This is a genomic window from Pantoea sp. Ae19-2 (assembly GCF_059801205.1).
Genome location: NZ_JBCHWE010000001.1, coordinates 3958136 through 3976498 on the forward strand (window position 1 = coordinate 3958136; position 18363 = coordinate 3976498).

Below are 18363 nucleotides of genomic sequence, written 5' to 3' on the forward strand. Positions count from 1 at the left end.
GAAGCAAGACGGCTGCGAAGTCGAGACACGTCAGTGTCCCCTTCGTCTAGCGGTTAGGACTCCGCCCTTTCACGGCGGCAACAGGGGTTCGAATCCCCTAGGGGACGCCACTTGCTTGGTGACAGGTGAAAGGTGTCTCCACGAAGTATCTCAAAACTGGCCTCAGGGTCACGTTTGAGATATTTGCTCTTTAACAATCCGGAACAAGCTGAAAATTTGAAACGACACAGCGTCGCATTCTTCCGTAATAAAGAATGATGACGGTGTGTTCGAGTCTCTCAAAAGCTCACGACACGCAGCGTAAAACGCCTGTGGGTTGTGAGGTTAAGCGACTAAGCGTACACGGTGGATGCCCTGGCAGTCAGAGGCGATGAAGGGCGTGCTAATCTGCGATAAGCGCCGGTAAGGTGATATGAACCGCAATAACCGGCGATACCCGAATGGGGAAACCCAGTGTGTTTCGACACACTATCATGCAGTGAATACATAGCTGTATGAGGCGAACCGGGGGAACTGAAACATCTAAGTACCCCGAGGAAAAGAAATCAACCGAGATTCCCCCAGTAGCGGCGAGCGAACGGGGAGGAGCCCAGAACCATCATCAGCTTGTGCATCAGTGGAAGCGTCTGGAAAGTCGCAGGGTACAGGGTGATACTCCCGTACACAAAGGTGCACAGGCTGTGAGTTCGATGAGTAAGGCGGGACACGTGGTATCCTGTCTGAATATGGGGGGACCATCCTCCAAGGCTAAATACTCCTGACTGACCGATAGTGAACCAGTACCGTGAGGGAAAGGCGAAAAGAACCCCGGCGAGGGGAGTGAAACAGAACCTGAAACCGTGTACGTACAAGCAGTGGGAGCCTCTTTATGGGGTGACTGCGTACCTTTTGTATAATGGGTCAGCGACTTATATTCTGTAGCAAGGTTAACCGTATAGGGGAGCCGCAGGGAAACCGAGTCTTAACTGGGCGTTAAGTTGCAGGGTATAGACCCGAAACCCGGTGATCTAGCCATGGGCAGGTTGAAGGTTGGGTAACACTAACTGGAGGACCGAACCGACTAATGTTGAAAAATTAGCGGATGACCTGTGGCTGGGGGTGAAAGGCCAATCAAACCGGGAGATAGCTGGTTCTCCCCGAAAGCTATTTAGGTAGCGCCTCGTGAACTCATCTCCGGGGGTAGAGCACTGTTTCGGCTAGGGGGCCATCCCGGCTTACCAACCCGATGCAAACTGCGAATACCGGAGAATGTTATCACGGGAGACACACGGCGGGTGCTAACGTCCGTCGTGAAGAGGGAAACAACCCAGACCGCCAGCTAAGGTCCCAAAGTCATGGTTAAGTGGGAAACGATGTGGGAAGGCCCAGACAGCCAGGATGTTGGCTTAGAAGCAGCCATCATTTAAAGAAAGCGTAATAGCTCACTGGTCGAGTCGGCCTGCGCGGAAGATGTAACGGGGCTAAACCATGCACCGAAGCTGCGGCAGCGACACTATGTGTTGTTGGGTAGGGGAGCGTTCTGTAAGCCGTCGAAGGTGTGCTGTGAGGCATGCTGGAGGTATCAGAAGTGCGAATGCTGACATAAGTAACGATAAACAAGGTGAAAAACCTTGTCGCCGGAAGACCAAGGGTTCCTGTTCAACGTTAATCGGAGCAGGGTGAGTCGACCCCTAAGGCGAGGCCGAAAGGCGTAGTCGATGGGAAACAGGTTAATATTCCTGTACTTGGTGTTACTGCGAAGGGGGGACGGAGAAGGCTATATCAGCCGGGCGACGGTTGTCCCGGTTTAAGCGTGTAGGTGTGTGTTCCAGGCAAATCCGGTTCACTTTACACTGAGGCGTGACGACGAGGCACTACGGTGCTGAAGTGATAAATGCCCTGCTTCCAGGAAAAGCCTCTAAGCATCAGGTAACACAAAATCGTACCCCAAACCGACACAGGTGGTCAGGTAGAGAATACCAAGGCGCTTGAGAGAACTCGGGTGAAGGAACTAGGCAAAATGGTGCCGTAACTTCGGGAGAAGGCACGCTGGCGCGTAGGTGAAGGGACTTGCTCCCGGAGCTGAAGCCAGTCGAAGATACCAGCTGGCTGCAACTGTTTATTAAAAACACAGCACTGTGCAAACACGAAAGTGGACGTATACGGTGTGACGCCTGCCCGGTGCCGGAAGGTTAATTGATGGGGTTATCCGCAAGGAGAAGCTCTTGATCGAAGCCCCGGTAAACGGCGGCCGTAACTATAACGGTCCTAAGGTAGCGAAATTCCTTGTCGGGTAAGTTCCGACCTGCACGAATGGCGTAATGATGGCCAGGCTGTCTCCACCCGAGACTCAGTGAAATTGAAATCGCTGTGAAGATGCAGTGTACCCGCGGCAAGACGGAAAGACCCCGTGAACCTTTACTACAGCTTGACACTGAACACTGAGCCTTGATGTGTAGGATAGGTGGGAGGCTTTGAAGCGTGGACGCCAGTCTGCGTGGAGCCGGCCTTGAAATACCACCCTTTAATGTTTGGTGTTCTAACGTAGGCCCGTAATCCGGGCTGCGGACAGTGTCTGGTGGGTAGTTTGACTGGGGCGGTCTCCTCCCAAAGCGTAACGGAGGAGCACGAAGGTTGGCTAATCCTGGTCGGACATCAGGAGGTTAGTGCAATGGCATAAGCCAGCTTGACTGCGAGAGTGACGGCTCGAGCAGGTGCGAAAGCAGGTCATAGTGATCCGGTGGTTCTGAATGGAAGGGCCATCGCTCAACGGATAAAAGGTACTCCGGGGATAACAGGCTGATACCGCCCAAGAGTTCATATCGACGGCGGTGTTTGGCACCTCGATGTCGGCTCATCACATCCTGGGGCTGAAGTAGGTCCCAAGGGTACGGCTGTTCGCCGTTTAAAGTGGTACGCGAGCTGGGTTTAGAACGTCGTGAGACAGTTCGGTCCCTATCTGCCGTGGGCGCTGGAGAATTGAGGGGGGTTGCTCCTAGTACGAGAGGACCGGAGTGAACGCACCGCTGGTGTCCGGGTTGTCACGCCAGTGGCACTGCCCGGTAGCTAAGTGCGGAAAAGATAAGTGCTGAAAGCATCTAAGCACGAAACTTGCCCCGAGATGAGTTCTCCCTGAGCCTTTAAGGCTCCTGAAGGGACGTTGAAGACGACGACGTTGATAGGCCGGGTGTGTAAGCGCAGCGATGCGTTGAGCTTACCGGTACTAATGACCCGTGAGGCTTAACCTTACAACGCCAGAGGCGTTTTGGTAGAGAGACGACTTAAATTTTCAGCATTGTTTACCGGATAAAGAATCTGCGGAAACGAAAGATTTTGCGGCGTGACAGGGCGCAGCGCGAAGACATCAGCGGGAGCATACTGAAGTATGTGACCGATGTGGCTGAGCGATGGCAACGCGGTCACGATGTAAAAGATTCGTTTCGGCACAAAGAATTTGCCTGGCGGCCTTAGCGCGGTGGTCCCACCTGACCCCATGCCGAACTCAGAAGTGAAACGCCGTAGCGCCGATGGTAGTGTGGGGTCTCCCCATGCGAGAGTAGGGAACTGCCAGGCATCAAACAAGTGAAGAAGCCCTGAACTGACGTTCAGGGCTTTTTTACGTCTGCGATCTGGCAGATAACCCCTCATCTCTGCGCCGTTCCGGACCGGACGCATCCCTTTACCGGCGTTTAACGGGCAACGGTGAACCTGCAGCAAGGCACGGGTGCAGTGGCGGAGCGACGTAAAACACAGGCACGTCATCTGGTACGCGGCAGACAGGCTCTAACGATGATGGTAATTACACCTTCTTTGCCGTTCGAAGACGGGAAAACCCTCTACTGAACGCTGCTGATCTGCATCATCCACTCGCTACCCATTGTGTTGTCAGCTATGCGCCTTTTTACCCAGCCATGTCAGGATAAATGCGGCCACTTCTTGTGGCTGGTTGATGTTCAAAACGGGCACATTCAGGTTTAAAGTCGTGTCGTCACAGGCGACAGCCACCACCTTCTCATCCAGCAGTGCTGCTAGCTCACCTTTAATACCCGAGCGCCAAAGCACAATTTTGGCGACTGGCTCATCTTTAAATCCTTCGACTAACACTACATCCAGCTGTTCGCTGTCCATTCGTCCCACTAACGCCATTAAGCTGACAGGCTGCTCAGGCGTTTCACACATGAGTGCCCAACGCCTGTCGCTGGCGACAATAACCTGATCGGCTCCGGCCTGGCGCAGTCGATAACTGTCCTTGCCTGGCGTATCTACGTCCATGTCATGGTGGGTATGCTTAATTAATCCTGCACGTATCTCCTGCGCCCTTAACAAGGGTATAACTTGCTCGAGTAGTGTGGTTTTACCGGTCCCACTCCAGGCGACAATGGCCAACAACGGAACACACATTATGATTTCTCCTGCTCCACAAGGTCGTCAGGCGTATTGATGTTGCTGAACGCTGACTCTGGATCGCTAAATAAAACCGGGTGCCCACCATGCTCACGCATAAACTGCATAAGCCTGCGCTCCCCCCGTAACAACCATGTCTCCAGATCGTCGGCAATCGCCTTATTCATCAAGGCCAGGGTTGGATGATCCCGCTGGGAGGATTTCACCCATACAGCAGGTGCGTTGTTACGCTGCTGCCAGAGGCGCGCAACAAAATCACCGGGGATCTGAGGTGTATCACAGGCACAAAATGCCACCCAATCAGTGGGGCTGTGCCGTAAACCGCTCAACATACCTGCAAGCGGTCCTGGGTAGTCCTTGATTGAATCGGTTACGACCTGATAACCACTTAGCTGATAACGATCAATGTTGCGGTTAGCGCTTATTAACACAATGTCTACCTGCGGCCTCAACCGCTGTAGAACGTGTTGGTATAGGGGTTTACTCTGCATCATGAGTAATCCTTTATCCTGCCCGCCCATACGGCTACCTTGTCCACCAGCAAGGATTACACCGGTAAATGCTGCCATCTTGTCTCCTTGTGTCATTCTGGACGTGAATCACCTGCATTGAGGAATCATTATGAAAACCCATCGGCTGACTGAACTGCTTGAACTCCTGCAACCGGCATGGGAGAAAGAGCCCGATCTTAACCTGTTGGCATTTTTACAAAAACTGGCCCACGAGTCTGGTTTCATTGGCCCATTAAGTGAATTAAGCGATGACGTATTGATTTATCATCTAAAAATGCGTGATTCAGCCAGCGACGATCAGATTCCAGGCTTGAAAAAAGATTATGAAGTCGATTTTAAAACCGCCCTGCTACGTGCACGTGGTGTCATCAAAAATGACGAGTAGTGTTATCCTTGGCCATTAACCGTAAAGATAAGCACAGGGATAACCATGAGTGATGCCGCCTTTAACTTCCAGACACTCAATCCTGATGTCCTGTTGGATGCGCTTTGGGAAACGGGCATACGGGTAGATTCCGGTTTAACCGCCCTGAACAGCTATGAAAATCGGGTTTATCAGTTTAGCGACGATGAAAAACGTCGCTATGTGGCCAAGTTTTATCGCCCTCAGCGCTGGAGTGCAGAACAGATCACCGAAGAGCATCGGTTTTCCCAGGATTTACTGGATGATGAGGTGCCGATTGCCGCGCCGTTAGTTTTGCAGGGCGATACGCTGCAACGTCATGCTGGCTTTTACTATGCGGTCTTTTCCAGCCTGGGTGGACGGCAGTATGAAACCGACAACGAAGATCAGATGGAATGGGTAGGCCGTTTCCTGGGACGTATTCATCAAACTGGCCGCAAAAGCCTGTTTCAGCAACGCCCATCCATAGGGCTGGAAGAATATCTGGAGCAGCCGCGAGAAGTCCTGGCAAAGGCTGAGCTCGTGCCTGCGTCACTCCGCCCAGCATTGCTGGAAGCTGTCGATAAACTTGGCATTACGCTGCGGCAGTGCTGGCATAGCGACTGGCAGCCGCTACGCTTACATGGTGATTGCCACCCGGGCAATATTCTGTGGCGCGATGGCCCGCTGTTTGTCGATCTTGATGATGCCCGTAACGGTCCCGCTATTCAGGATCTGTGGATGTTAATAAGTGGCGATAGACAGGAACAGCGTATTCAGTGGGATATTCTGTTGGACGCATACAGTGAATTCAGCGACTTCGATATTAACGAATTGTCACTGATTGAGCCTTTACGTGCTATGCGCATGATTTATTATCTGGCCTGGGTCGTGCGCCGCTGGCAGGATCCCGCTTTTCCGCGCGCTTTCCCCTGGATGACGGATGAGGATTTCTGGCGCCGGCAAATTTTGCAGTTTATCGAGCAGGAAAAGGTGTTACGGGAACCTCCGTTGCAGCTGGCCCCGCAATTTTAATGAAAAGTCAGGAGAGTTTTCCCCAATGAAGAAAATATTTTTTGCACTGATGGGTTTGGTGCTGGCGTTCAGCGCATCTGCTGCACAATTCACTGAAGGTAAACAATACGTTAGCCTGCCTAAACCTGTTGCAGGTGAACCCCAGGTCATGGAGTTTTTCTCTTTTTTCTGCCCTCACTGCTACCAGTTTGAGCAAATTTACCATGTCGGTGATGCAGTTAAAAAGAATCTGCCAGCCGATACGAAGATGGTGAAGTACCACGTTGACTTCCTTGGCGGCGACTTAGGTCCCGTTGTCACCCATGCGTGGGCCGTCGCGATGGCGCTGGGCGTAGAAGATAAAGTGACTTCACCTATTTTTGATGGCATTCAGAAAAGCCAGACGATTACGGATGCAGCCAGCCTGAAAGACGTATTCATCAAAGCAGCGGGCATTTCTTCTGAGCAGTACGATGCGGCCTGGAACAGCTTTGCAGTAAAAGCCCTTGTTGCCCAGCAGCAAAAAGCGGCGTCTGACGTTGATCTGCGCGGCGTGCCAGCGATGTTTATTAACGGCAAATATATGGTTAATAACGGCGGTCTGGATACCAGCTCAATGGCGAACTTCGTGGCGGATTATGCCAACGTAGTGAAGTTCCTGGTTGAGAAAAAATAAGCGTTTTACGCTGAGTTTTTTGCAAAACGCCAGCATACGCTGGCGTTTTCATTTGTAATTTGTGCGCCCATCGCTGACCTGTTGAAGAAGCACAGTTTTTCTATCCACACAAGCAAACATGCCATTAAAAATCACGATCGCATCACGGATTTATATTAACTATATGATTTTATTATTTTTAATTTTGGCTTAATCTTTTTTATGACATAAATAAACTATTGATATAATTTTTACGCACAAAGTTATCCACAGAAAGATCGTTGCGATCCTCATTACAGAAGCACGAAAAACGTCACTCCCTGTTTGTCTTGATTAACCCTTTTCGCCAAGGTGTGGCATCCTTATAGGCCAATCCATGGCAACGAAGAATACACAGACATATGGCGCAAATAGCAGAAAACCCCCTGATTTTGGTTGATGGCTCATCCTATCTTTATCGCGCGTACCACGCTTTCCCGCCGCTAACCAACAGCGCAGGTGAGCCTACTGGTGCAATGTATGGCGTGCTCAACATGCTGAAAAGCCTGTTGGTACAGTACAGCCCTACACATGTTGCTGTGGTGTTTGATGCTAAAGGCAAAACCTTCAGGGATGAACTGTTTGAACATTACAAATCCCACCGCCCACCGATGCCTGATGATTTGCGGTCACAAATAGAGCCGCTGCACGAAATGGTGCGTGCGATGGGCTTGCCGCTGTTGGCTGTCAGCGGCGTTGAAGCGGACGATGTGATTGGTACGCTGGCGTTAGAGGCAGAGAAAAAAGGCCACGCTGTTCTGATCAGCACCGGCGATAAAGATATGGCGCAGCTTGTCACACCGGGCATTACGCTAATCAATACCATGACGAATACCATTCTTGGCCCAGAAGAGGTTGAGCAGAAGTATGGTGTGCCACCGTCGTTGATCATCGATTTTCTGGCGATGATGGGGGACAGCTCAGATAATATTCCCGGCGTACCCGGCGTGGGTGAAAAAACAGCCCAGGCGCTGCTGCAGGGGCTGGGCGGGATGCAGTCCATTTACGACAATCTTGATAAAGTCGCCGATCTCTCTTTTCGCGGTGCAAAAACCATGGCCGCGAAACTGGAGCAGAATCGCGATGTTGCTTTTCTTTCTTATCAGCTTGCCACCATTAAAACAGACGTCGAGCTCGATCAACCCTGTGAAGCGCTTACGGTCAGCGAACCTGATGTTAACGCGCTGCAAGCGCTATTTAGCCGTTTCGAATTCAAGCGCTGGTTGACCGACCTGCAAGAGGGAAAATGGCTGCAGGGTACTAAAAGCAACCGGCAAGCCCAGCAGGTTCTTACCGATGAGCCGGTGGCGAGCGTTGAGGCCACCAGCCTGTTATCGGCTGACGGCTATATCACCATTCTGGATCAGCAAACCTTAGATGCCTGGGTGGAGAAGCTGAAAAACAGCGAGGTCTTTGCGTTCGATCTCGAAACCGATGGGCTGGATACGTTAACGGCTAATATCGTCGGCCTCAGTTTTGCGGTAGCGCCAGGTGAGGCGGCTTACCTGCCCGTGGCACATGATTACCTTGATGCGCCGGAGCAGCTCGACCGCGATGCCGTTCTTGCCCAACTCAAGCCGCTGCTCGAAGATCCTGACGCCAGTAAAGTGGGGCAAAATCTCAAATACGATCGTGGCGTGCTGAAAAACTACGATATTGAACTCGCCGGTATCAAATATGACACCATGCTGGAGTCATATATTCTGAACAGCGTAGTAGGCAAGCATGATATGGACAGCCTGTCTGCGCGGTGGCTGAATCATAAAACCATTACCTTTGAAGAGATCGCCGGTAAAGGGAAAAATCAGCTCACATTTAATCAAATCGCTTTAGAGCAGGCTGCACATTACGCAGCAGAAGATGCCGATGTCACTCTGCAACTGCATTTGAAAATGTGGCCTGAGCTTGAAAAAGAAGCCGGCCCTAAAAAGGTTTTTGAACAAATTGAAATGCCCCTGCTTAAGGTGATTTCACGTGTTGAGCGTAACGGCGTATTGATCGATCAAGCCATTCTGGCGCAGCACTCTAAAGAGCTGACATCGCGCCTGGCTGAGCTTGAGCTTAAAGCGCATGAGCTGGCGGGCGAGCCCTTTAATCTCTCATCGACCAAGCAGCTGCAGGTCATCCTGTTTGAAAAGCAGGGCATTAAGCCGACGAAGAAAACACCCGGAGGCGCGCCTTCTACCAGTGAAGAAGTCCTGGCTGAGCTGGCACTGGACTATCCGCTGCCAAAGGTCATTCTGGAGCACCGTGGGTTGTCGAAACTGAAGTCAACTTACACTGATAAACTGCCGCTGATGATCAATCCTGTCAGCGGTCGCGTGCACACGTCCTATCATCAGGCGGTAACGGCTACCGGTCGCCTGTCTTCAACCGATCCTAACCTGCAAAACATCCCGGTCCGTAACGATGAAGGACGCCGCATTCGTCAGGCCTTTGTTGCGGGCAAGGGGAACCGTATCGTGGCGGCGGACTATTCACAGATTGAACTGCGTATCATGGCGCATCTGTCACAGGATAAAGGGCTGCTTGATGCCTTTTCTCAGGGAGAAGATATTCACCGTGCCACTGCGTCAGAGGTCTTTGGCGTGCCGCTGTCTAAGGTCACGGGCGAACAACGTCGTAGCGCCAAGGCCATCAACTTTGGTCTTATCTACGGCATGAGCGCGTTTGGATTATCTCGCCAGCTGAACATTGGCGCAGGCGAAGCGAAAAAGTATATGGATTTGTACTTCGAGCGCTATCCTGGCGTGCTGCGCTATATGGAAAACACGCGGCAGCTTGCAGCCAGTAACGGGTATGTTGAAACGCTGGATGGACGCCGTTTGTGGTTGCCCGACATCAAGTCCAGTAATGCCATTCGTCGTAAAGCTGCTGAACGTGCGGCGATTAATGCCCCCATGCAGGGAACGGCCGCGGATATCATCAAACGCGCTATGATTGCGGTCGATGACTGGTTACAAAAGCAAACCGATGATGCGGTCAGGATGATCATGCAAGTGCACGATGAACTGGTGTTTGAAATCAAAGCTGAAGCCGTCGATGAAGCCAGCAAGCAGATTCGCGCGCTGATGGAGGGCAGTATGGCGCTGGATGTCCCCTTACTGGTCGAAGTCGGCGTAGGCGACAACTGGGATCAGGCGCATTAAGACTCTGGCTGGTGGCGTTTATGCGCCACCGCTGGCGCATTATCACGTGATCAGGCATGAAGCCGGCACACCGTGGTACCGGCGCTGCAAAACGATGCAGTAACTTATTATGGCCTAAGCACTTTTTTTGTAATTTAACTACATGCCATCCTCATTTTTGTGACGAGCATGGTAAAAAAAGTGACTAAAAATGAAAGAGAGCAACAAAAAAACCTTTGTTGCTCACAAAAAATCAGGTAAAGTTCGAGGCGTAGGGTACAGAGGTAAGATGTTCTATCTTTCAGACCTTTTACTTCACGTAATCGGATTTGGCTGAATTTAGCCGCCCCAGTCATTCTGTGACTGGGGCGTTTTTTATTGGGCTGACGCTAAAAAACAGCAGCCTGTGAGGTTTGTCAGGCTTCAGTGCCCTGATCTTCAACAGCAGGTTCGAGTTCACTAAACCAGCTATTCAGCTTATGGCGCACTTTGTCGACGCCGATTTTTTTCAGCGATGAGAAAACCTCAACCTGCACATCACCCATAAACGCCATTGAGGCTTCTTTCACCATATTGAGCTGGGCTTTACGTGCGCCGGAAGCGAGCTTGTCAGCTTTAGTCAGCAGCAGGAGTACAGGGATCTCGCTCTCAACCGCCCACTGAATCATTTGCTGATCCAGATCTTTAAGCGGGTGGCGGATATCCATCAGTATCACCAGGCCTTTAAGCGCCTGCCTTTTTTGCAGATATTCGCCCAATGCCCGTTGCCATTTGAGTTTCATCTCTTCTGGCACTTCAGCATAGCCGTAACCCGGTAAGTCTACGAGGCGCTTGCCTTCTGCAACTTCAAACAGGTTAATCAGCTGCGTACGACCGGGTGTTTTACTGGTTCGCGCCAGGCCTTTTTGATTGGTGAGCGTATTTAAGGCGCTGGATTTACCCGCGTTTGAACGACCAGCAAACGCAACTTCAATGCCGGTATCAGAGGGCAAATGGCGGATGTCCGGTGCGCTAAGAATGAAGCGGGTGACATGGTAATTCAGTTCAGACAAGGGAATACTCCAGAAACGCATTAGGGCAATGGCGCTGATTATACGCGTTATGGCGCGAAAGTGCTCAATACCATTGGTGAGGCGCCTTTGTAAGATATTTGCCATAAATTTTGCCCGTTATGTCTCTTTTTAGTTAAATAATTAAAAAAATAAACCATTAAAATTCAGTGAATTATACTTAAGTACAGGTTTTTTCGCCTAAAGACTGACATGTGTTACTTGAGCCTTTTACCATATGGTCTACATTATTCAGCAGTGCAGGACGCACTCATCAGGATGATGCGCTCAGGAATGTTGGGATAACGAAGAGCGGCTGGAATGGAAATGGCTATGGACGGGAGCCGGAAAAGGAAAGGGATACGCTCAGGAGTTGAGCAGGCGCAGGATTAACCGGGACGTTGTGAGCCGAAACGGATTTGAAACATGATTCCTTCTGCTGAAGGTATGAAATAAGGCGACAGCTTGAGCTGTCGCCTTTTTTCTTTGTCTGGTTTCTGCTAGATTTCGCCGCAATTCTATACTGAATAAAAACACCGGGACCGAACATCATGAAGCAACCTGCAAGCGCTGCGAAAGGTAAGCCTGTCGCCAAGGCTAAACGTAAATCGCGTGAAGATATCAATAATGAAGCGCGCGATCGTAAACGCGATAAAAAGCATCGTGGCCATGCGTCAGGCAGCCGTGCTAATCCGCAAACGCAGAGCAACAACGGCAAGCAAAGCGCCGCTGCGAAAGACCCGCGTATTGGCAGCAAGAAGCCAGTGGCATTGATCGCTGACGAAAAGGCCGCACCGGCAAAAGCGAAAAACGTCGCGACCAAACCGGCGAGGGAGAAAAAAGTGTCTCTCACGCCTGAAGAGGAGCTGGCGCAGCTGGAGAACAGTGAGCGCCTGGATGCGCTGCTCGATCGTCTTGAAAAGGGTGAAACGTTGTCATCAGAAGATCAGGGCTGGCTTGACGTGACGCTGGATCGCATTGATGAACTGATGGAACAGCTTGGTATTGAAATGGACGAAGAGGAAGACCAGGAGGCGGAAGAGGATATGTATCGCCTGCTAAAAGGTAACTAAGCTGTATTGATCGGCATGCGCGCATGCGCATGCCATGCTTAACAGGTAAACGACAATGTTTTGGCCTGGATCAATTTTCGTGTTGTTGATGACATGTTATCTGCTGTGGTTATTGTTTAAACTACGGCGACTGTCGCGTCTGAAGCAGCGTTTACGTCGGGTTTCCGCCCGCTCACCTCTCTTTCCTTCTGGATCGCGACCTTTACGACGGCAACGTAAGCGGAAGGAGTGAGCATGTCAGCAATGCAGATCAAGTGGGACCAGGCGTTAATTGAAAAATATAACTCTGCCGGTCCGCGTTACACGTCTTATCCCACCGCCTTAGCGTTCAACGATAAGTTTACCGATAACGACTTCAGACACGCCATTGAACGTTATCCGCAACGTGCCTTATCGCTGTATATCCACATCCCGTTCTGTCATCGCCTGTGCTACTTCTGTGGCTGCAATAAGATTGTCACGCGTCAGCTGCATAAAGCCGACCGTTATCTGAATGCGCTTGAGCAGGAGATCACTGCCCGCGCACCGCTGTTTAAGGGTCGTCAGGTTAGCCAGCTGCACTGGGGCGGCGGAACGCCTACGTTCCTTAATAAACAGCAAATCAGCCGGCTGGTGGCGCTGTTGAAGCAGCACTTTACCTTTATCGACGACGCAGAGATGTCGATCGAGGTCGATCCACGTGAAATTGAACTGGATATGATCGATCACCTGCGCGCGTGTGGTTTCAATCGCCTGAGCATGGGCGTGCAGGATTTCAATAAAGCCGTGCAGGAGCGGGTGAATCGGGTACAGGATGAAGCGGTCATTTTTGCCTTGATGGCGCGGGCGCGCGAGCAGGGATTTCGTTCAACCAGCATCGATTTGATTTACGGGTTGCCGCTGCAAACGCCTGAAAGCTTCGCTTATACCTTGCAGCGCGTTATCGCATTGGATCCTGATCGCCTCAGCGTCTTTAACTATGCCCATCTCCCCGCGCTGTTCGCCGCACAGCGTAAAATTAAAGAAGATGAGCTGCCCTCAGCACAGCAGAAGCTGGATATCCTCCAGCAGACCATTACCACGCTGACCCAACAGGGCTATCAGTTTATTGGTATGGATCACTTTGCTAAACCGCAGGACGAGCTGGCAGTCGCGCAACGTGAAGGAAAACTGCACCGCAACTTTCAGGGTTATACGACACAGGGCGACAGTGACTTGCTGGGGCTTGGCGTATCTGCGATTAGCATGATCGGCGACAGCTATGCGCAAAACCAGAAAGGGCTTAACGACTGGTACAGTCAGGTTGAAAAACAGGGCCATGGCCTGTGGCGCGGATTACTGCTGAGTGAAGACGACTGCTTACGTCGCGACGTGATTAAAAGGCTGATCTGCAATTTCTCACTTGATTTCAGCACGGTCGAAGCGCAGTGGAATATTCAGTTTGAACGCTATTTTGCGGAAGACATGGCGCTGTTAGAACCGCTGATTAGTGATGGGCTGGTGGAGCAGCATGCAACGGACCTGAGAGTGACGGGAGCCGGACGCTTGCTGATTCGAAATATCTGTATGTGCTTTGATGCGTATCTACGTCACAAGGCGCGGCAGCAGCAGTTTTCACGCGTCATATAAAAAAGCCGGAGCAGCCTGCGCTGTTCCGGCAGTGGATTTCTTATTCCATCCCCAGTTCTTTGAGCTTACGCGTCAGGGTATTTCTCCCCCAACCCAGCAAACGTGCCGCTTCCTGTTTGTGGCCCTGAGTATGACGGAGCGCCGTGGTCAGCAACGTACGCTCCATCTCCGGCTGGGCTTCAGACAGTAGATTTTGATGACCGGAACGCAAGGCGCGGTCAGCCCACTGCGCCAGCAGGGTTGCCCAGTTATCCGGCAACGACTGAGTAGGGCTTTCCGGGGTACTGGATTCAAACAGCTCTGGCGGAAGATCCTGGATCAGCACTTCCTGTCCCGCAGCCATAACGGTTAACCACCGACAGGTATTCTCCAACTGGCGCACGTTACCCGACCAGTGCAGACGTGTCAGCGCGGTTTCGGTTTCCGCGTGCAGAATCTTGGCCTCAACCCCCAGTTCCCGTGCCGCAACCTGGAGGAAATAACGGGCCAGACGCGGGATATCCTCACGGCGCTCACGCAACGGCGGCAGATGCACGCGGATGACGTTCAGACGATGGAATAAATCCTCACGGAACTTGCCTTCCTGCACCCGCAGTTCAAGGTTCTGATGCGTTGCGGCAATAATACGGACGTCAACTTTTACCGGCGCATAGCCGCCGACGCGGTAAAATTGCCCGTCAGCCAGAACGCGCAGCAGTCGTGTCTGAACATCCAGCGGCATATCGCCGATTTCGTCTAAAAACAGCGTGCCGCCATCAGCCTGTTCAAAACGGCCCTGACGGATCTGATTGGCACCGGTAAACGCCCCTTTTTCATGACCAAACAGTTCTGACTCGATCAAATCCTTGGGAATCGCGGCCATATTCAGGGCAATAAACGGCGCTTTGCTGCGAGGGCTGTGGCGATGCAGCGCATGCGCAACCAGTTCTTTACCCGTACCGGATTCCCCGTTGATCAGGACGCTGATCGACGAGCGAGAGAGACGGCCAATAATACGAAACACATCCTGCATGGCGGGCGCTTCGCCGATAATATCGGTGGTCGGGCCGCTGACAGGCTGATTACGTGGCTGCTGCTGTTCCTGATAGTGGCTGATGGCGCGCTCGACCAGCGCAACAGCCTCATCAATATCAAACGGCTTGGGCAGATAATCAAAGGCCCCTTGCTGATAGGCACTGACCGCGGCATCCAGATCGGAGTGCGCCGTCATGATGATGACCGGGAGCATGGGATGGCGCTGTTTAATCTGTTTTAGCAGCGTCAGCCCGTCCATTCCGGGCATACGAATGTCTGACAATAAAACGTCCGGCGTTTTTGTCGCTAATGCGTTCAGCACGTCGTTCGCACTGTCAAAGGTCGCACAGCTCAAACCGGCTCCAGTGAGCGCGCGTTCAAGCACCCAGCGGATGGAGCTATCGTCATCGACGATCCAGACTATCCCTCGTTGCATAGAAACCTCACTGGCGAATAGGCAGGTAAACCGAAAATTCGGTATGACCTGGCCAACTGTTAAACTCAATTTTTCCTGAATGCTGATCAATCAGGCTACGGGCAATAGAAAGACCTAAACCGGTTCCGCCTTCACGTCCGCTTACCATCGGATAAAACAGCGTATCCTGAAGCTGAGCCGGAATGCCGGGACCGTCATCTTCGATATCAATACGGGCGACCAGGCGATACCGCGTACCGTGCAGCGTCAGCTGAAAGGCGGTACGGGTGCGAATGACTATCGTGCCACCGTCCTCGCCCAGCGCCTGCAGCGCATTACGCACCACATTCAGCAGTACCTGTTCAATCTGGTCGGGATCGTGGGGCAACTCCGGCAGGCTGGGATCGTAATCGCGGACCAGAGACACATTTTCTGGCAGCTCCATCGAGACCAGGTTGACCACCCGTTCGGCGACCTGATGAATACTCTGGGTGATGTGCATCCCGGGCTGTTGCGGCCCTAATAAGCGATCCACCAGATTCCGCAGGCGATCGGCCTGTTCAATAATGACTTTGGTATATTCATTCAGCGCGGGATCGGGCAGGGCGCGAGACAGCAGCTGGGCCGCACCGCGCAGTCCGCCTAACGGATTTTTAATCTCATGAGCCAGCCCACGCACCAGATCGCGTGCCGCAACCTGCTGAGCATGCTGGAGTTGTTCCTGGCTCAGGCGACGTTGATTATCCATGGGCGCCATTTCCAGCAAAATCAGGCCATCAGGCAAGCGCTGCGCTGTCAGCGACATAATATGTGCCCGACCATCGACCACCAGGGTAACTTCACTGTCCGTAAAGCCCTGGCCCGCCTCAAGACTCTCGCGCATTACCTCGACATTCAGCGAAAAGTAGCCGGTCAGTTCAGGTAACGGCGTGCCGAATAATTTACGCGAGCTTTGCGCCAGTAATTGCTGTGCCGCGGGGTTGGCGTAGTGAATAACCAAATCGTTATCCACCAACAAAATACTGTTGATTAAGGTATTGAGAATCTGCCCGGCATCGGGCAGTGAGGCAGTTGCCATACAGCGTTCCTCTGCACTGATTTAGTGCATTGTAATCTTTAAGCCGGAATTAAAGCGAATGAACGATGAATTCGCGGAGAAAAAAGCCCATCCGAAGATGGGCTAAAGTTTCCACGGCAACAAAAAAACGTTTCAGACTATCGGTGCCGCCTTTGCAAGATCTGTCTGCGGCACCCATTTGCTTATTCTGAAATTAAACGCTGTAGTACAGTTCGAACTCAACCGGGTGCGGCGTCATGCGCACACGATCGTTTTCGGATTTACGCAGTTCGATATAGGCATCGATCGCGTCATCAGTGAACACGCCGCCACGGGTCAGGAACTCGCGGTCTTCGTTCAGGGCAATCAGCGCTTCTTCCAGTGAACCTGCAACTTTTGGAATTTCAGCTTCTTCTTCCGGTGGCAGGTCATACAGGTTTTTGTCCATCGCATCGCCAGGATGGATCTTGTTGATGATGCCATCAAGACCCGCCATCAGCAGTGCGGTAAACGCCAGGTATGGGTTAGCCGCTGGATCCGGGAAGCGCGCTTCAATACGACGTGCTTTCGGGCTGGCAACAACCGGGATACGGATTGAGGCTGAACGGTTACGCGCTGAATAGGCCAGCATCACCGGCGCTTCATAACCCGGCACCAGACGCTTGTAGGAGTTGGTGGTTGGGTTCGCCAGGGCGTTAATAGCTTTAGCATGCTTGATGATGCCGCCAATGTAGAACAGCGCCATTTCAGACAGGCCGCCGTACTTATCGCCAGAGAACAGGTTCTGACCGCCTTTAGACAGCGACATATGGCAGTGCATACCGGAACCATTATCACCAAACATCGGTTTTGGCATAAAGGTCGCCGTTTTGCCGTAGGCATGAGCCACGTTGTGAACGACATATTTGTAGATCTGAATTTCGTCAGCTTTTTTGGTCATGGTATTGAAGCGAGTAGCCACTTCGTTCTGACCTGCTGTTGCAACTTCATGGTGATGGGCTTCAACAACCAGACCCATTTGCTCCATGGTCAGACACATGGCAGAACGGATGTCCTGTGATGAGTCAACCGGTGGAACCGGGAAGTAACCGCCTTTCAGGCCTGGACGGTGGCCTTTGTTGCCGCCTTCGTATTCTTTGCCGGTGTTCCAGGCTGCTTCGATATCGTCGATAGCAACATGAGAACCCGAAGTTGAAGAACCAAAACGAATATCGTCAAACAGGAAGAACTCTGGCTCTGGGCCAAACAGAACGGTATCCGCAATGCCTGAAGAACGCAGGTAATCTTCCGCGCGCTTAGCGATAGAACGTGGATCGCGGTCATAGCCCTGCATGGTGCCTGGCTCAAGAATGTCGCAACGAATGATCAGGGTAGAATCTTCAAAGAAAGGATCCATTACCGCCGTGGTTGCATCCGGCATCAGCACCATGTCTGATTCGTTAATGCCTTTCCAGCCGCCGATGGAAGAGCCATCGAACATCTTGCCTTCTTCGAAGAAGTCAGCGTTAACCTGGTGAGCCGGAATAGTAACGTGCTGTTCTTTACCTTTGGTATCGGTAAAACGCAGGTCAACAAACTTAACTTCATGCTCGTTCATCATCGAGAGAACGTGTTCAGCGGACATACTCAACTCTCCTGGAAATGGTCATTGTCTACATGGCGAGAACCGGGTTACGGAATAGACGACTGTTAACTGTCTTTCCTGAATCTGATCCTGACCAGCTCTGTAACCGTTGTCTTACATCGTTTTCATCTGGATAATACAAAGCGAATTCTGTGCCAACTTTATTTCTTTGCACAAAATCGCGCTGTCATGCACCTTTTTGTCATAAAGGTCATGCACCATGATAGTTGCATTGCACTGTTTGTGTGCGGTTGGGTTGAAAGTGAGCACTTTTTTGGTGCAAAACATCGACGCTGTGCAAATTTTGCACGCCTATTAGTGCGATTTTGCGACAATGCAATAAACTTTCAGTGAAAAGTGTGATCGTGTTCAGTCTCCCGCTTAATCCGTGTACAATACCGCGTTATTTC

14 protein-coding genes, 1 tRNA gene and 2 rRNA genes are annotated in these 18363 nt (G+C 51.7%); 10 read left to right on the top strand and 7 right to left on the bottom strand.

Annotated features, from left to right (window positions below):
* Window positions 1-35 precede the first annotated feature (35 nt).
* A tRNA-Glu gene (locus tag AAIE03_RS18155) sits at window positions 36-110 on the top strand.
* A 212-nt stretch (window positions 111-322) separates the two neighbouring features.
* Window positions 323-3227: ribosomal RNA gene (locus tag AAIE03_RS18160) — 23S ribosomal RNA — on the top strand.
* Here the strand turns inward: AAIE03_RS18160 and AAIE03_RS18165 are convergent.
* Window positions 3226-3426, bottom strand: coding sequence for a hypothetical protein (locus AAIE03_RS18165; protein WP_498563110.1), 201 nt, complete (start codon window positions 3424-3426; stop codon window positions 3226-3228). The two genes, AAIE03_RS18160 and AAIE03_RS18165, sit on opposite strands and share 2 nt — an antisense overlap.
* Before the next feature lie 10 nt (window positions 3427-3436).
* Between AAIE03_RS18165 and rrf the strand changes: the two genes are divergently transcribed.
* Window positions 3437-3552 (top strand): 5S ribosomal RNA (gene rrf / locus AAIE03_RS18170).
* A gap of 312 nt (window positions 3553-3864) precedes the next feature.
* On the opposite strand, the gene mobB is transcribed toward rrf, so the two are convergent.
* Window positions 3865-4380, bottom strand: coding sequence for a molybdopterin-guanine dinucleotide biosynthesis protein MobB (mobB, locus tag AAIE03_RS18175; RefSeq protein WP_013027793.1), 516 nt, complete (start codon window positions 4378-4380; stop codon window positions 3865-3867).
* Window positions 4380-4952 carry a molybdenum cofactor guanylyltransferase MobA gene (gene mobA / locus AAIE03_RS18180; RefSeq protein WP_014604729.1) on the bottom strand — a complete coding sequence of 191 codons (573 nt, stop codon included), beginning with the start codon at window positions 4950-4952 and terminating at the stop codon, window positions 4380-4382. Before mobA ends, mobB begins: the two co-directional genes overlap by 1 nt.
* 52 nt (window positions 4953-5004) lie before the next feature.
* Between mobA and AAIE03_RS18185 the strand changes: the two genes are divergently transcribed.
* From AAIE03_RS18185 to spfP, 5 genes are all read left to right on the top strand, one after another.
* On the top strand, window positions 5005-5280 hold the full coding sequence (locus tag AAIE03_RS18185; protein WP_013027791.1) for a YihD family protein: 276 nt from the start codon (window positions 5005-5007) through the stop codon (window positions 5278-5280).
* Window positions 5281-5325: 45 nt separating this feature from the next.
* On the top strand, window positions 5326-6312 hold the full coding sequence (locus tag AAIE03_RS18190; protein WP_498563111.1) for a serine/threonine protein kinase: 987 nt from the start codon (window positions 5326-5328) through the stop codon (window positions 6310-6312).
* A gap of 25 nt (window positions 6313-6337) precedes the next feature.
* The gene (gene dsbA / locus AAIE03_RS18195; protein ID WP_013027789.1) at window positions 6338-6967 is read left to right on the top strand and encodes a thiol:disulfide interchange protein DsbA; all 630 of its coding nucleotides are present in this window, start codon (window positions 6338-6340) and stop codon (window positions 6965-6967) included.
* Between the two features lie 380 nt (window positions 6968-7347).
* Window positions 7348-10134 (top strand): DNA polymerase I, encoded by a 2787-nt coding sequence (polA, locus tag AAIE03_RS18200; RefSeq protein WP_014332985.1) that lies wholly within the window; start codon window positions 7348-7350, stop codon window positions 10132-10134.
* A 268-nt stretch (window positions 10135-10402) separates the two neighbouring features.
* The gene (gene spfP / locus AAIE03_RS18205; protein ID WP_071892919.1) at window positions 10403-10450 is read left to right on the top strand and encodes a small protein SpfP; all 48 of its coding nucleotides are present in this window, start codon (window positions 10403-10405) and stop codon (window positions 10448-10450) included.
* Window positions 10451-10529: 79 nt separating this feature from the next.
* Here spfP and yihA read toward each other — a convergent pair whose 3' ends face one another.
* Entirely contained in the window at window positions 10530-11165 is a 636-nt protein-coding gene (gene yihA / locus AAIE03_RS18210) for a ribosome biogenesis GTP-binding protein YihA/YsxC (RefSeq protein ID WP_033766259.1), read from the bottom strand.
* 548 nt (window positions 11166-11713) lie between these two features.
* On the opposite strand from yihA, the gene yihI reads away from it, so the two are divergent.
* Window positions 11714-12235, top strand: a complete 522-nt coding sequence (gene yihI, locus AAIE03_RS18215) for a Der GTPase-activating protein YihI (RefSeq protein WP_014332987.1) — start codon at window positions 11714-11716, stop codon at window positions 12233-12235.
* A gap of 234 nt (window positions 12236-12469) precedes the next feature.
* Window positions 12470-13843: an oxygen-independent coproporphyrinogen III oxidase gene (gene hemN, locus AAIE03_RS18220; protein ID WP_088900799.1), complete on the top strand. Its 1374-nt coding sequence runs from the start codon at window positions 12470-12472 to the stop codon at window positions 13841-13843.
* 40 nt (window positions 13844-13883) lie between these two features.
* Here hemN and glnG read toward each other — a convergent pair whose 3' ends face one another.
* The 3 genes from glnG to glnA all read right to left on the bottom strand — a co-directional run bounded on the left by glnG (window position 13884) and on the right by glnA (window position 17953).
* Entirely contained in the window at window positions 13884-15293 is a 1410-nt protein-coding gene (gene glnG / locus AAIE03_RS18225; RefSeq protein WP_014332989.1) for a nitrogen regulation protein NR(I), read from the bottom strand.
* Between the two features lie 7 nt (window positions 15294-15300).
* The gene (gene glnL, locus AAIE03_RS18230) at window positions 15301-16350 is read right to left on the bottom strand and encodes a nitrogen regulation protein NR(II) (RefSeq protein WP_014332990.1); all 1050 of its coding nucleotides are present in this window, start codon (window positions 16348-16350) and stop codon (window positions 15301-15303) included.
* 193 nt (window positions 16351-16543) lie between these two features.
* The gene (glnA, locus tag AAIE03_RS18235) at window positions 16544-17953 is read right to left on the bottom strand and encodes a glutamate--ammonia ligase (RefSeq protein ID WP_014332991.1); all 1410 of its coding nucleotides are present in this window, start codon (window positions 17951-17953) and stop codon (window positions 16544-16546) included.
* Between the last annotated feature and the right edge of the window lie 410 nt (window positions 17954-18363).

Bases quoted from the DNA above. Each gene is read 5' to 3' on its own strand.
- glnA (WP_014332991.1), bottom strand. From the start codon at position 17,953: ATGTCCGCTGAACACGTTCTCTCGATGATGAACGAGCATGAAGTTAAG.
- AAIE03_RS18190 (WP_498563111.1), top strand. From the start codon at position 5,326: ATGAGTGATGCCGCCTTTAACTTCCAGACACTCAATCCTGATGTCCTG.
- mobA (WP_014604729.1), bottom strand. From the start codon at position 4,952: ATGGCAGCATTTACCGGTGTAATCCTTGCTGGTGGACAAGGTAGCCGT.
- dsbA (WP_013027789.1), top strand. From the start codon at position 6,338: ATGAAGAAAATATTTTTTGCACTGATGGGTTTGGTGCTGGCGTTCAGC.
- polA (WP_014332985.1), top strand. From the start codon at position 7,348: ATGGCGCAAATAGCAGAAAACCCCCTGATTTTGGTTGATGGCTCATCC.
- hemN (WP_088900799.1), top strand. From the start codon at position 12,470: ATGTCAGCAATGCAGATCAAGTGGGACCAGGCGTTAATTGAAAAATAT.
- yihI (WP_014332987.1), top strand. From the start codon at position 11,714: ATGAAGCAACCTGCAAGCGCTGCGAAAGGTAAGCCTGTCGCCAAGGCT.
- glnG (WP_014332989.1), bottom strand. From the start codon at position 15,293: ATGCAACGAGGGATAGTCTGGATCGTCGATGACGATAGCTCCATCCGC.
- AAIE03_RS18185 (WP_013027791.1), top strand. From the start codon at position 5,005: ATGAAAACCCATCGGCTGACTGAACTGCTTGAACTCCTGCAACCGGCA.
- mobB (WP_013027793.1), bottom strand. From the start codon at position 4,380: ATGTGTGTTCCGTTGTTGGCCATTGTCGCCTGGAGTGGGACCGGTAAA.
- glnL (WP_014332990.1), bottom strand. From the start codon at position 16,350: ATGGCAACTGCCTCACTGCCCGATGCCGGGCAGATTCTCAATACCTTA.